General features: G+C 68.8%; 12 protein-coding genes. 2 read left to right on the top strand and 10 right to left on the bottom strand.

Translation table 11 applies throughout. The annotated features are described in order from the left end of the window. Positions 1 to 49: 49 nt before the first annotated feature. From AC4BG9_RS16110 to AC4BG9_RS16095, 4 genes are read right to left on the bottom strand one after another with little or no spacing between them, the layout of a single operon-like run. A complete protein-coding gene (locus tag AC4BG9_RS16110) occupies positions 50 to 1,195 on the bottom strand; it encodes a sugar ABC transporter substrate-binding protein (RefSeq protein WP_490572134.1) in 1,146 nt (381 codons plus the stop codon). Positions 1,196 to 1,253: 58 nt separating this feature from the next. Further along, positions 1,254 to 2,312: an ABC transporter permease gene (locus AC4BG9_RS16105; protein ID WP_490572133.1), complete on the bottom strand. Its 1,059-nt coding sequence runs from the start codon at positions 2,310 to 2,312 to the stop codon at positions 1,254 to 1,256. Beyond that, positions 2,290 to 3,921 (bottom strand): sugar ABC transporter ATP-binding protein, encoded by a 1,632-nt coding sequence (locus AC4BG9_RS16100; RefSeq protein ID WP_490572132.1) that lies wholly within the window; start codon positions 3,919 to 3,921, stop codon positions 2,290 to 2,292. The genes AC4BG9_RS16105 and AC4BG9_RS16100 overlap by 23 nt, the downstream gene beginning before the upstream one ends. A gap of 55 nt (positions 3,922 to 3,976) precedes the next feature. Next, positions 3,977 to 5,101, bottom strand: coding sequence for an NDMA-dependent alcohol dehydrogenase (locus tag AC4BG9_RS16095; protein WP_490572131.1), 1,125 nt, complete (start codon positions 5,099 to 5,101; stop codon positions 3,977 to 3,979). 321 nt (positions 5,102 to 5,422) lie between these two features. Here AC4BG9_RS16095 and AC4BG9_RS16090 point away from each other — a divergent pair, with 321 nt between their 5' ends. Continuing rightward, the gene (locus AC4BG9_RS16090; protein WP_490572130.1) at positions 5,423 to 6,880 is read left to right on the top strand and encodes an aldehyde dehydrogenase family protein; all 1,458 of its coding nucleotides are present in this window, start codon (positions 5,423 to 5,425) and stop codon (positions 6,878 to 6,880) included. Between the two features lie 34 nt (positions 6,881 to 6,914). Continuing rightward, entirely contained in the window at positions 6,915 to 7,721 is an 807-nt protein-coding gene (locus AC4BG9_RS16085) for an SDR family NAD(P)-dependent oxidoreductase (protein ID WP_490572129.1), read from the top strand. Positions 7,722 to 7,751: 30 nt separating this feature from the next. Here AC4BG9_RS16085 and AC4BG9_RS16080 read toward each other — a convergent pair whose 3' ends face one another. Genes AC4BG9_RS16080 through AC4BG9_RS16055 form a run of 6 tightly spaced genes read right to left on the bottom strand, consistent with a single transcriptional unit; the run spans position 7,752 to position 13,249 of the window. Next, positions 7,752 to 8,615, bottom strand: coding sequence for an LLM class F420-dependent oxidoreductase (locus tag AC4BG9_RS16080; RefSeq protein WP_490572128.1), 864 nt, complete (start codon positions 8,613 to 8,615; stop codon positions 7,752 to 7,754). Beyond that, positions 8,612 to 9,718: an acyl-CoA dehydrogenase family protein gene (locus tag AC4BG9_RS16075; RefSeq protein WP_490572127.1), complete on the bottom strand. Its 1,107-nt coding sequence runs from the start codon at positions 9,716 to 9,718 to the stop codon at positions 8,612 to 8,614. Before AC4BG9_RS16075 ends, AC4BG9_RS16080 begins: the two co-directional genes overlap by 4 nt. Next, the gene (locus tag AC4BG9_RS16070; protein ID WP_489966412.1) at positions 9,715 to 10,866 is read right to left on the bottom strand and encodes an acyl-CoA dehydrogenase family protein; all 1,152 of its coding nucleotides are present in this window, start codon (positions 10,864 to 10,866) and stop codon (positions 9,715 to 9,717) included. The genes AC4BG9_RS16075 and AC4BG9_RS16070 overlap by 4 nt, the downstream gene beginning before the upstream one ends. A gap of 25 nt (positions 10,867 to 10,891) precedes the next feature. After that, the gene (locus AC4BG9_RS16065) at positions 10,892 to 11,683 is read right to left on the bottom strand and encodes an enoyl-CoA hydratase/isomerase family protein (RefSeq protein WP_490572126.1); all 792 of its coding nucleotides are present in this window, start codon (positions 11,681 to 11,683) and stop codon (positions 10,892 to 10,894) included. 9 nt (positions 11,684 to 11,692) lie between these two features. Next, the gene (locus AC4BG9_RS16060) at positions 11,693 to 12,475 is read right to left on the bottom strand and encodes an enoyl-CoA hydratase/isomerase family protein (protein WP_490572125.1); all 783 of its coding nucleotides are present in this window, start codon (positions 12,473 to 12,475) and stop codon (positions 11,693 to 11,695) included. A gap of 9 nt (positions 12,476 to 12,484) precedes the next feature. Next, positions 12,485 to 13,249 (bottom strand): SDR family NAD(P)-dependent oxidoreductase, encoded by a 765-nt coding sequence (locus AC4BG9_RS16055; RefSeq protein WP_489966415.1) that lies wholly within the window; start codon positions 13,247 to 13,249, stop codon positions 12,485 to 12,487. Between the last annotated feature and the right edge of the window lie 4 nt (positions 13,250 to 13,253).

Below are 13,253 nucleotides of genomic sequence, written 5' to 3'. Positions count from 1 at the left end.
CACAGATCTGCGCCGGTGCCGGCCACGAGGACGACACCGGCGCAGGTCGTCAGTTCACCTGCCACAACTCCTGGAACTGCTCGTCGATGTCGGTCGGGTAGTACGGGACGGGGTCGGTGGAGGCGACGTTCTCCTCGGTGAAGATCGCCACGGGCGCATGGTCACCGTCGGTGGTCTCGCCCGAGTCGAGCGCGCGCACCGCGGCATCCAGGATCACGTACGCGTTCGTCCTGGGGGCGATTCCCAACCAGAAGGCGTTCTCGCCGCGCTTGAGCGACGAGAGGTTCTGGGAGACAGGCAGCATGCCGCCGACGCTCACGTCGAGGCCTGCTTGCTTGAGGGCTGGTTCGATCCCGATGCCCATGTCGCCACTGATGTAGAACGCGAAGTTGATCTCCGGATCGGACTGGAGCTTGGAGACCACGGCCTTGGTGGCGTCGGGGGTACCGATCGCATTGAGCGGCATGTCGTTGTAGGAGAAGGTGCAATCCTCGCACTCCGATTCCAGGGTGGCTTGGAGTCCGTCCCGAGCCGAGTGCACTACCGGGAAGGGAACACCCCACACCGAGACGTTCGCCTGGCAGTTGGTCGCCTGCATCAGCATGTATGCAGCAGGCTCGCCCATGTCGCGGTAGAGACTGCCGCCCAGTGGCGTGGCGCCGAAGCCGGGGACGGACTCGGGCGGCTCGACAGCGTCAGTCATCAGCAGCACACCCTGCTCCTTGGCTGCTTGGATCGGCCGGCTGAGACTCGCGACAGGGACCCCGATCGCCATGACGACATCAGAGTCCTCGATGGCTGCCAGGAGCTTGCGGTTCGCGTCCTCGACGGAACCGTCGGAGGCGACCGTCTTCATGTTCCAGCCGATCTGCGGAGCGATGTCGACCAGCTCTTTTGCGACCAGGACTGACGTCGGGCTGGGCAGGTTGACGAAGGTAAACGTCTTGCCCTCATCGGGAGCCTTGCTCAGTGGCGTGAGCTCTTCAGGGAGGGAGGTGGGCAACAGGCCTCGCGTCTCGAGGTAGTTGTCGGCCTTCTCGACACACGCCTGCTGGGCTGCGGTGAGGTCGCCGCCGTCCTTGGCGCCGCCCTCGGCTCCGGACGAGCAGCCGGCGGCAGCCAGAACGACCGCGACAGTGGCGGTCAGCGCGAGGTGTGAGCTCCTCGACCTTTCGGGTGAGCGATGAGTTCTCATGGGGTGCTGCTTCCAATCTGTCGTGTGCCAGAGGGCACTGTCGTGATGAGGGGTGTTGCTACCGAGTCCTGCGCTTGCTGACGACACGGGCCGTGATGCTCACCGCGACGATGAGGACGAGTCCCTCGACGAGGTTGGCGATCCAGGGCAGGTCCGGGAACCGGAGCTGGAGGCCCTTGACCGCGATCGCGAGGAGATAGAGAGCGACGATGGTGCCCCGGATGTTGAAGCGTCCGGTCAACACCTGCGTGGAGCCCAGGAAGGTCGCGGCGAAGGCGGGAAGCATGTAGGGCGCGCCGGCGTCGAAGGCAGCCGCTCCCAGTTGCATCGTGAGCACGACTCCCGCCAGAGCGGCCAGTGCCCCTGTGAGCATGAGCGCGATGGTCGTCAGCCGGTCGACCTTGATCCCCGCCAGCTTGGCCGCCTGAGGGTTAGAACCAATTGCATAGAGGTACCGGCCGAGCGGAGTGTGCTCCAGCATGAACCACAAGGCCAGCGCCACCCCGGCAAGGTAGAAGACGGTGATCGGAACGGTGCCGACGGATGATTGACCCACGCCGGTGAAGCTCGGGCCGACCTGCTCCAGGAGGATCGTCTGGCCATCCGCGACCCAGTAGGCCAGCGCCGCCAGCACTGACGACATGCCGAGGGTCGCCACGATCGAGTCGACGTTCAGCCTGGTGATGATCAGGGCGTTGACTGCACCGATCAGGGCCCCGGCCACGATCGTCAGGGCGACGGCGATCGGCCACGCGAGGCCGCCCTCGGAGATGAGCCACCCCAGGAACGAGATCGAGAACGTCATGTTGGCAGCCAGCGACAGATCGAACGTGCCCGAGGCCATCGAGACGGTGACTGCCAGCGTCAAGAGTCCCGCGATGGCGGAGCCGGCGGCGATGACGCGGGCATTGTTCATGGTGCCGAACGTGTCGGGCAGCATCACCGAGAAGACGACGATGAGGATGCCTGCGAGGTAGAGCCCGGAGTACTTGTCGAAGCCCAGGAAGCTGATCGAGCCTCGACGGGATCCACCACGTTCACCGGGTCTCGGGTCAGGATCGTGCCCCGCGGACGTCCGGGGACCGGCTGGCAGATCAGTTGTTGTGCTTGACGTCATGGCTGACCGCTTCCTTCTCGTTCTCTGGGGCCAGGCCCAGACTCGTGTGCACCAGACGTCGGGTCTGGATGCTCGTGCCCTTCAACTCGCTCACTGCACGACCGTGCCGAAGCACGATCACCCGGTCACACAGCCGCTCGAGCTCGGCTTCGTCGGACGAGCAGACGAGGACGGCGACACCCCGTCCGGCGGCTTCATCGACCAGGCGGTGGATCTCAGCCTTCGCTGCCACGTCCACGCCCTGCGTCGGCTCGTCCAGCAGCAGGACGGCCGGCTCCCCCTGGAGCCACTTGCCCAGCACGACCTTCTGTTGATTGCCGCCGGACAGCGTCTCGATGGGGGCCTCCATGGAGGGGGCGCGCACCGACATCTGTCGGCTCAGCGCCCTCGCCTGCTTCGAGTCGGTGCCTCGACTGATCCGCCCGAACCTCGCCAGCCTCCGGGCGGTGGTGAGATTCAGATTCTCACGCACGCCGAGCCCGGGCAGCACCCCGTCGCGGAGTCTGTTGGCGGGCACCAAAGCCATGCCCCGAGACACGGACACGTCGGGACGAGACGCCGGGAGCTCCTCGTCCCGCAGGAAGACGCGTCCGCCCCGAATCCGTGCGCCGAAGACGAGCGAGCAGAGCTCTTCCCGACCGGAGCCGGTGATGCCGGCCACGCCCACGATCTCGCCGGCTCGTACCTCGAGGTCGAGCCCCTGCACCTCCGCACCCTCGACTTCCTCGAGCACCAACAACGGCGCGCCGGGGACGCGCGTCGAGCGCGTGACCCGGGCATCGGCCACCCCTCCGGTCATCAGGTCGACGAGCGTCGCCTGGTCGATCTCCGCGCACCGCCTCGTGGCCACGACGCGCCCGTCCACCAGGACTGTCGCCCGGTCGGCGATCTCCAGGACCTCCTCGAGGTGGTGCGATACGTAGAGGATGCCCACGCCCTGCCGACGGACGGTGTCGATCATCGACAGCAGCCGTCGGACCTCGGCCCGAGGCATGGTTGCCGTGGGCTCGTCCAGGACCAGCACCGACATGTCCTCAGCCGCGCTCTGCATAGCCCGGGCGATCGCGACTGCGGTGCGCTCGACGGGTTCGAGGTCCTCCACCAGGAGACGGACATCCAGGTCGTAGCCGACCCTCTGCAGGGCGGCCTCGGCGACTCTCTTCTGGTCCTTCCAATCGATGCGACCCGTCAGTCGACCACGGCTGTAGCCGTGACCGAGGGCGAGGTTGTCGACCACAGACAACGCAGGGACCAGGCCCAGGTCCTGGTGCACGAACCGGACCCCTCGTTCGTGGACGGCGTCAGGGTCACCGAGCGCAAGCTCACGGCCGTCGACGCACGCCCTCGCCCCGGGGTCGGCCTCGTGGAACCCCGCGAGGAGCTTGATCAGGGTGGACTTGCCGGAACCGTTCTGGCCCATGAGCGCATGGACCTCGCCGGGCAGGACGTCGAACGAGACCTCGTGCAGGACACGGGTGTCACCGAAGGTCTTCGAAAGGTTCCTCAGCTCGAGCCGAGCGATCGGCGGTTCATCCGTCACGACTACGTCCTCCTCCTGATCGCAAATGGTCAAAGGTCTGCTGCCCGGGACACGGCGAGGACGCCTCATGGCGCGCTCCCCCGTCCCTGCGCCGAGCCGGGCGCAGGGACGGGACGATCCGTGGCTACTTGTCGAAGTGGATGACGCCGCGGATGTTGCGGCCGTCACGCATGTCCTGGAAGCCTTGGTTGATCTGGTCCAGCGAATAGGTCTGCGTGATCAGCTCGTCGAGCTTGAGCTTGCCGGCGCGGTAGAGATCGAGGAGCATCGGCATCGCCTCCTTCGGAGACTTCATGCCGAACAGCGCACCTTGGATCCGCTTCTGCATGACCGCCATCGTCGCCGCGTTCAGTCCAGGCACGACGCCTTGCTCGTCATCGGGCGAGACGCCCGTGATCACGAGGGTCCCTGCCTTGCGGATCGACTGGAGACCCTCCCCGATGAGGTCGTTGTGCACGAGGGTGGCGCACAGGATCGCGACGTCGGCACCCTGGCCGTTCGTGAGATGCTGGATCCGACCCATGGCGCTGGAGAACGAGTCGTAGGACTCCGTGGCACCGAAGTCGAGCGCCCACTTCTGCTTGTCCGCGACCGGGTCCACGGCGATGATGTGCGCCGCTCCACGTTCACGCGCACCCTGGACCGCATTCATGCCGATGCCACCGACTCCCGCGACGACAACGACGTCGCCCGGCTGGACATCACCCGCGTTGACAGCCGATCCGAACCCCGTCTGGACCCCGCAGGAGACGAGACAGGCGATCTCGAGGGGGATGTCCTTGTCGATCTTGACCAGTGACTGACTGTCGTAGACCTGCATCTCCGCGAAGGTTCCGAGGAGACCGGACTTGCCGATGTCCTGGCCATCCAGGGTGTGCATGCGGAAGGTGCCGTCGAGCTGGGGCCCCTGCATGATCAGCGATCCGAGGTCGCACAGGTTCTGCATGCCCATGGCGCACCAGCGGCAGCTCCCGCACGCGGGGATGAAGGACATGAGCACGTGGTCGCCGACCTCGAGGCCTCTGACCCCTGGACCGAGCTTCGAGACCACGCCGGCGCCCTCGTGGCCGGAGACGAACGGCATGTGCCCGGCCGGCGAGTCGCCCGTGGCGATGTGCTCGTCGCTCCGGCACAGACCAGCGGCCACCATCTTGACGAGGACCTCCCCCTCCTTGGGCTCGTCCAGCTCGACCTCGTCGACGCTCCACTCGCCTGGTGCTTCGTGCAGTACTGCTGCGCGCGTTCGCATGGTTCTCCTTACTCGGGCCGGAAGTGGATCGAAAGCATCACGATGAGCTGCTGCGAGCCGGGGTGATGTGACAGCGATCACTTGTGTGAAAGGTAACTATTCGACCAACTACTTCAGCCTGTCAATGACTTCTCCCTACCAATTTGCTGGTTGGTCATCTATCGTCGGCGTGTCGCAGGTCACAGCTCGTCCCGCTCCTCCGCCCTCGGTACTCGAGACCGACGCCGGCCCCTCGGTCGGACGCATGGACGAGGCCGAGCTGTCAGCGTGCGGCCGACTAGTCCATCGCGCGGTACGTGCCGCCGACCACGAGGAGAAGTCATGAGCGAGACCACCATCCCCGGATCCCGGACTGAGCTCCTGATCGGATCGCGTTGGGAGCCGGACGCGGGACGGGGCTGGATCGAGGTGGAGAATCCCGCCACCGGTGCGGTCATCGGCCGAGTTCCGGAGGCGACCCTGGGCGACGTGGACCGGGCGGTGGCGGCCGCAGTGCGCCTCCACGAGTCCGGCGCCTGGTCACGCACGTCGCTGAAGGAACGGGCGGATCTCCTCAACTCGATTGCGGACGCGATCGACCGGCGCGCCCCCGAGCTCCAGGACATCTACATGAGGGACCAGGGCGGCATCTCACGGTTCGCCTTCTTCCCCGCGATGGCCGCAGCCACGGTCTTCCGCGACTGCGCCAAGCTCGCGACGTCCCTTGATCTCGGGCCCACACTGAGGGAGACGACAGCCGGTGCGGTCTACATCGCCCGGGAGCCGGTCGGACCCGTGGCCGCCATCGTGCCCTGGAATGCCCCGATGCTCCTGGGCCCGGTCAAGATCGCCCCTGCACTCCTCGCCGGCTGCCCCGTCGTCGTGAAGGTCTCCCCCGAGACGCCGCTCGGACTCCTCCTCCTTGCCGAGATCCTCGCGGAGGCAGATCTACCGGAAGGACTCGTCTCCTTCCTCCCCGGCGGCCGGGAACTGGGGCAGTACCTCATCTCCCGTCCCGGCATCTCCCACATCTCCTTCACCGGGAGCACAGCGGCTGGGCAGCAGGTGATGAGGACCGCCGCCGAGCGCATGACCCGGCTCACTCTCGAGCTGGGCGGCAAGTCGGCGGCACTCGTGCTGGACGACGCCGACCCGGACGAGGTCGCTCCCGTCCTGGCCGGGGGCTCGGTGGTCCAGGCGGGACAGGTCTGCACGACCCAGAGCCGCATCCTGGTCCCGGAGGCTCGGAAGGCGGAGTGGATCGCGGCGCTCGTCGCGGCCTTCGAAGCGCTCGTCGTCGGCGACCCTCAGGATCCGGCGACCGATGTGGGGCCCCTGGCGACTCGGGCGCAGGTGGAGCGGGTCGAGGGGTACGTGAAGAACGCCGTCAAGGAGGGCGCCACGGTGCTGACAGGTGGCACTCGACCCGAGGGGCCCCAGTTCGCCGCGGGGCACTGGTTCCGACCCACCTTGGTAACGGGCACGCGACCGGACATGCCGATCTACCGGGAAGAGGTCTTCGGGCCGGTGATCGTGGTCGAGGGCTACGCCGATCTCGAGTCCGGGATCTCGGCCGTGAACGACAGCGAGTACGGCCTGGGCGCCGGTATCTACACGCCCGACGTCGACCGGGCTGTGGCTCTGGCCTCCCGGATCCAGAGCGGAACCGTCTCGATCAACACCACCGGCGGAGTCTTCACGGCGCCGTTCGGCGGGATGAAGATGTCCGGCTTCGGTCGTGAGGGCGGCATCGAGGGGGTGGAGGAGATGCTCCAGACCAAGCAGATCCACCTGGCGTGAGCCCAGCTCCGGAGTTCCCTAGAAGGGTGTGGCAATGACGATAGCGATCTCCCTGGAAGGCAAGTCCGTCATCGTGGCCGGAGCGGGAGGCGGGATAGGCGCCGCCACCGCAAGGCGCCTCGCCGAAGCAGGAGCCGCCGTCGTGGTCGTCGACCGCTCGCCCGAGCGGGCGGAAGGCGTGGTCGCCGACATTCGCGCTTCGGGGGGCAGGTGCACCGCTGTGATCGAGGACCTGGCCGCTCCGGACGCGGCCCGCCGGATCGTCGCGGCCACGACCGACCTCTACTCGGGAGTCGACGTCCTGGTGAACGTGGCCGGCGGGTCGCGGGCCTTCGTGCCCTTCCGGAGGCTCCACGAGGTGACGGATGCCGAATGGTCGCGGGTGCAGACGATGAACCTGGACTACGTGTTCCGGCTGACGCGAGAAGTCCTCAAGGTGATGCTCGAATCGGGCGGAGGCAACGTCATCAACTTCGGCTCGATCGCCGGAGCCTTCAGCTCGCCCAGCGCTGTGGCATACGGCGCCGCCAAGGCAGCTGTGTCCTCACTCACCCGGAGCCTGGCTCACGACTACGGGCCCGACAACATCCGCGTCAACTGCGTGGCACCCGGCTGGACCCTGACGCCCAACACGACGACGGCCTCCAGCGACTGGTCCATGGACGCGAGCAGCAACATCCCGCTGCGCCGGATGGCCTCCCCCGAGGAGATCGCGGACGTCGTCCTCTTCCTCGCCAGCCCTCTGGCCCGCTACGTCACCGGCCAGACGTTGTTCGTGGACGGCGGGCTGTACCCCGGAGCCACCGCCTCCCTCCCCCAGGTGTCCGAGGAAGGGAGGTGATGGCCTGACCGCCTGTTCGCCAGGTGCCTGCTAGAGCTTCAGAGCGCGTGCGAGCGACCGGAGCTGCTCCACGGTGGCAGGCAGCGTCTGGTAGGGGTTCTCGGGGGTCGGAGCCTTCTCGGTCACCAGCTGGATGGCCACATGGTCTGCGCCAGCGTCGTGGTGCGCGCGGACTCCCGCCGCGATCCGGGAGTCGTCGCCGTGCGACACGAGGTCGTCGATGAGCCGGTCGCTGCCGCCGTCCGACACGTCCTGCTCGGTGTAGCCCAGGGCGAGCAGGTTCTTCACGTAGTTGCGTCGCTCGAGGTAGGGGTCCCTGACGATGGCCCGGGCCATCTCCCGCGCCACCGCGGAGTCGGCGTCCACCACGACCTTGTGCTCCGGCGCGAGCAGCGGTCCCGACCCCAGGGCCTCGCGTGCGGTGGCCGTGTGCGCCGGCGTCGTCAGGTAGGGGTGCGCACCGCGCGCCCGGGTGGCGGACAGCTCGAGCATCCGCGGGCCCAACGCCGCGAGCACCCGGCGGTCGGAGGGGACGTCGTGCTTGTCCAGGCGGTCGAGGTACTCGCTCACCGCGCTGTAGGGCTTGGCGTACGCCGCCTGCGACTCGCGGTGTCCGGCACCGACTCCGAGGAGGAACCGCCCGGGGAACCGCTCGTCGAGCCGGTGGAAGGCGCGAGCGATGACGTCGGCGTCGGTCGTCCAGACGTTGACGATGCCGGTCGCCACCACCACCTGCTCCGTGGCCTCGAGCAGCGACTCCGCGACCGTCAGCTCGCTGTCGCGGGACCCGCCGATCCACAAGGTGCCGAAGCCCAGGGACTCAGCCTCCCCGGCGAGCTCGGGACTCCAGTTCCACTCCACCTGCCACACACCGAACCGGCCTGTGTCCGTCATGATCGTGCTCCCTCTTCTCGGTTGGTTCCCACAGTCGTCGTGGATGGCGTCAAGTCGCCGGTCATGAGCGACCAGAGACCGTCCGGCCCCGCCGCCGCTGCCATGCGCCCGACCTCGACAGCCGTCCTGCCCGTGCTGCCGAACTCGTCGCGCCAGCTCCACAGTCGGGTGGTGCTCAGGCGCAGGTCGTGCTCCTCGGTGAACCCGATGGCGCCGTGCACCTGGTGGGCGAGACGGGCCACCTCACCGGCGGCCTGACCGGCCGCGGTCTTGGCGGCCGGGACGGCCAGCGCGGACGCCGACCCGTCCTCGAGAGCCTGGGCTGCGGCCTCGGCCGCCACCTTGATCAGGAGCACCTCCCCCGCCATCGCCGCGATGTGCTGCTGGACGGCCTGGAACTTGTTCAACGGACGGCCGAACTGCTGGCGCTCGGATGCGTAGGTGACGGAGAGCTCCAGCGCCCGTCGGGCGGCACCGGACATCAGCGCGAGCCGGCCCAGGATCCCGCGCTGGGTGAGGGAGACCGGCGAGACGAGGGAGCCTGGTTCCAGTGCGTGGACCTGCTCCGGGGACAAGGCCACGTCCCGGCCGGTCAGGGTGTCCCGCGGCTCGCCGGCCAGGTTCTCGCCGTGGCGGACCTCGAGCTGTTCGCGGCGCACCGTCACGACCTTGTCGCCGACCAGGGCGACCAGGTGGTCGACGTGGCGACCCCAGGGGACGCGAGGGAACTCGCCGTCCAGGACCCACCCGTCCGCCACCTGCGACAGCGTCACGTCATGACCGCCGGCGGCAGCGGCCAGCGGCCCGTCCGGGACCGGCGCGCCGCTCTCGGCCAGCAGCCAGCCGGCCTGGAGGGCGGTCTCCGCGAAGGGCACCGTGGCACCGTGCTCGCCGAGCACCTGCAGCACCGCGACGGCGGTCCCGAGGTCGCCGCCGGATCCACCGCGTTCCTCGGGGACCGAGAGCAGGACGATGCCGATCTGCTCGAGCGCCCTCCAGAGGTCCGTGTTGAGTGCCACCGGCTCGGATGGCAGAGGCGTGGAGGGATGCCGGCGACAGGCCTCTTCGACCGCTTCGACCAGCGCCTCGGTGATGTCGCTCATGCTGCTCCTACCGCCTTGGCCACGATCCCGCGAAGGATCTCGTTGGTGCCGCCACGCAGGGTGAGGCCCGGGCTGTGGAGCACAGCCTCGGCCAGCATCCTGGGCAGCCGTCGGGGCGAGTCCAAGTCGGGCTCGAGATCGGTCAAGGCCCTCACGACGTCGACCAGGGAGCCCTCGAGCCGCGTGCCGAGCTCCTTCACGATCGCGGCGGCCGTGGCGGGGTCCTCGCCCTGCTCGAGCCGTCCCGCGACCGAGAGCGACATCTGTCGCAGCGTCCACACCCGCGAGACCAGCTCACCCAGCCGCCCGCTCTCCGGCTGCCGGCCGTCCTCGGCGAGCGTTCGCAGTGCCTCGAGGAGCAACGGGAACGTGGAGAGGATTCGTTCCGGGCCGCTGCGCTCGAGGCCCAGCTCGCTGGTGACCTGCTTCCACCCGGCACCGACCTCGCCGAGGACCCGGTGGTCGGGGACGAAGGTGTCCTGGAACACGACCTCGTTGAAGTGGTGCTCGCCGGTGAGCAGCCTGATCGGCCGGATCTGGATGCTCTCGTCGGGCAGCTCCACGATCACCTGCGACAGGCCGACGTGCTTCTTCTCCCCGAGCGGCTCCGTTCGGACCAGGGCGATCATGGCGTGGGCGTGGTGGGCTCCACTGGTCCAGATCTTCGTGCCGTTGAGCCGCCAGCCGCCCTCCACGCGCGTGGCCCGGGTGCGCACGGACGCGAGGTCGGAACCCGTGTCCGGCTCGCTCATCCCGATGGCGAAGTAGCACTCCCCGCGAGCGATGGCCGGGAGGAACGTCTTGCGCTGCTCCTCGGTGCCGAAACGCATCAGTGCCTGTCCGGACTGCCGGTCGGCGATCCAGTGAGCCGCGACGGGCGCTCCTGCGACCAGCAGTTCCTCCGTGACGACGAAACGCGCCAGCGCGCCCTCCGCCGAGCCGCCGTACTCGTGGGGGAACGCCATGCCGATCCAGCCCTGCCGCGCGAGACGCCGGCTGAACGCCGGGTCCCACCCGGTGAGCCACTGGTCCGCGCTCGGCGTGATCAGGCCCTGCTCGATCTCCTCGGTGAGGAAGGCCCGCACCCGGTGGCGCAGGTCGACCAGGCGCTCCGGCAAGGACACCGGCGCCAGGTTCAGGAAGTCCATCGTCTCGCCTCTCTCGGCATGGGGGTCATCGCACGGCCCAGCGGCCGCTGTACTGCGGGGCGTCCGTCTTCTCGAGGAAGGCACGGAACGCCGCCGGGGCGTCCTCCGTCGCGAAGTTCACCGCCTGCGCAGCGGCTTCGTTGCGGATAGCAGCCGGAAGGTCGGAGCCGACGCCGGCGTTGAGCAGCCCCTTGGTCTGCTCCAGGGCGATGGGAGGCATCGCCGCCAGTCGTCCGGCGAGCTCCGCGACGAAGGCGTCGAGCTCGTCCGCGGGCTTGACCCACGTCACCATCCCCAGCCGCAGCGCCTCTTCGGCGCCGACGACCTCGGCGAGCAGGGCGAGGCGCTTGGCCTGCTGGAGCCCCACGATGCGCGGCAGCAGCCACGAACCGCCGAAGTCGATGGAAAGGCCGCGCCTGGTGAAGATCTCCGAGAACCGGGCGCGGTCGGAGGCGACGACCAGGTCGCAGGCCAGGGCCATGTTGCAGCCGGCACCGGCGGCGACCCCGTCCACCTTGGCGATCACCGGCACGGGGAGCTCGTAGAGCGCCAGCGCCACGTCACCGATCCGCCGCAGTCGGGGGATCGGGTGTTCGTCGTGCTTGCTCTTCGCCACGTCGGCACCCGCGCAGAAGTCGCCGCCCGCACCCTGGAGCACGACGGCCCGGGTCTGCGCGTCGTCCCGGATGTCGGAGAGCACGGTGGCCAGCGTCCGCCACATGGCGCTGTCGACGGCGTTCTTGCGCTCCGGCCGGTTGAGGGTGATCGTCGTGACGCCCTCGGCGGACGTGACCTGCACGGGTGCCTGCGAGTCCATCTCGTTCTCCTATCGTCCTTCGAAGGTGGGGACACGGCGCTCGGCGAAAGCGGCACGCGCCTCCCTGGAGTCGCGGGTTCCGTGCACCACCGCAAGGTGCGAGGAGATGAGGTCGAGCGCCGTGCGCAGGTCGTTGTGGACCGACTGCTGAGCGGCACGCTTGATCATGGCGACGTTGACCGGGGGCTGCTGGGCGAGTCGCTGCGCGAACGCCTGGTACGCCTCGGCGAACTCGGCGTCCGGGATCACCTTGGTGGCGAGCCCGATCCGCAGCGCCTCGTCCGCGTCCACGAAGTCCCCGGTCCACAGCAGCTCCAGGGCCTTGCCCATCCCGACCAGGCGAGGGAGGTAGTAGCACCCACCGTCCCCCGGCACCAGGCCCACCCGGATGTATCCCTCGGACATGCGCGCGGACTTCGCGAGCACGCGGATGTCGCACATCAGCGCCATGTCCATCCCGGCACCGACTGCGACGCCGTTCACCGCCGCGATCACCGGCTTGGAGAGCTCGTCGACGGCGCGCGCCACCTCGTGCACCCCCTCGGTGAGCATCGACTTGAGCGCCAGCGGCTCGTCCCCGACGGCCTCGAGGACGGACAGGTCGATGCCCGAGCAGAATGCGTCTCCGGCCCCGGTGACCACCACGACCCGCACCGCGGGATCGGTCCGGGCGGCGCGCAGTGCGGCGGCCCAGTCCTGGACCATCTCCAGGGTGAAGGCGTTCTTGGCGTGGGGACGGTTCAGCAGGATGGTGCCGACGCCGTCCTTGACGTTGTACTCGAGATCAGGCATCTGCCGGCCTCAGCGGGGGGCCATGCGGAGGGCGCCGTCGAGGCGGATGGTCTCGCCGTTGAGGTAGGCGTTCTCGAGGATGTGGAGCGCGAGGTGCCCGAACTCGTCGGGAGTCCCCAGCCGCTGCGGGTTCGGCACGCTGGCGGCCAGGCCCTCACGGACGTCCTCACGGAGACGGCCGAGGAGCGGGGTGTCCATGATGCCCGGCGCGATCGTGCACACCCGGATGCCCTTGCTCGCCAGGTCCCGCGCTGCGGTCAGGGTCATCCCCACGATGCCGGCCTTGGAGGCGGTGTAGGGGATCTGACCGATCTGTCCTTCGTAGGCCGCCACGGAGGCCGTCATCACCACGGCACCTCGCTCGCCGTCGACCGCCTCGTGCCTGGCCATCCGCGCCGCGCCGAGCCGCAGCGCGTTGAAGCTTCCGACGAGGTTGAGCCGGATCACGAACTCGAAGTCCTCCAGGGACCCGGGACTGCCCTCCTTGTCGAGCAGCCGCAACCGGCGTCCGGCGCCGGCACAGTGGACCAGGCCGCGCAGCGGGCCCCTGGCCTCAGCGGCGTCGAGGGCAGCGGCGAAGGCCGTCTCGTCGACGACGTCTCCGGGCGTGAAGACGGCGTTGTCACCGAGCTCCTTCGCCGCGACCTCGCCGTCGGAGCCGGGGAGGTCGATCAGTGCGACCTGCGCACCGGCCTCGACCAGACGGCGAGCCGTGGCCAGTCCGAGGCCTGAGGCACCGCCGGTCACCGCGATGACTGATCCGTTCACCTGCATTGCT

It is taken from the genome of Nocardioides sp. Z40_12 (assembly GCF_058215795.1).
This window is presented reverse-complemented; position numbering and strand designations above follow the sequence as displayed.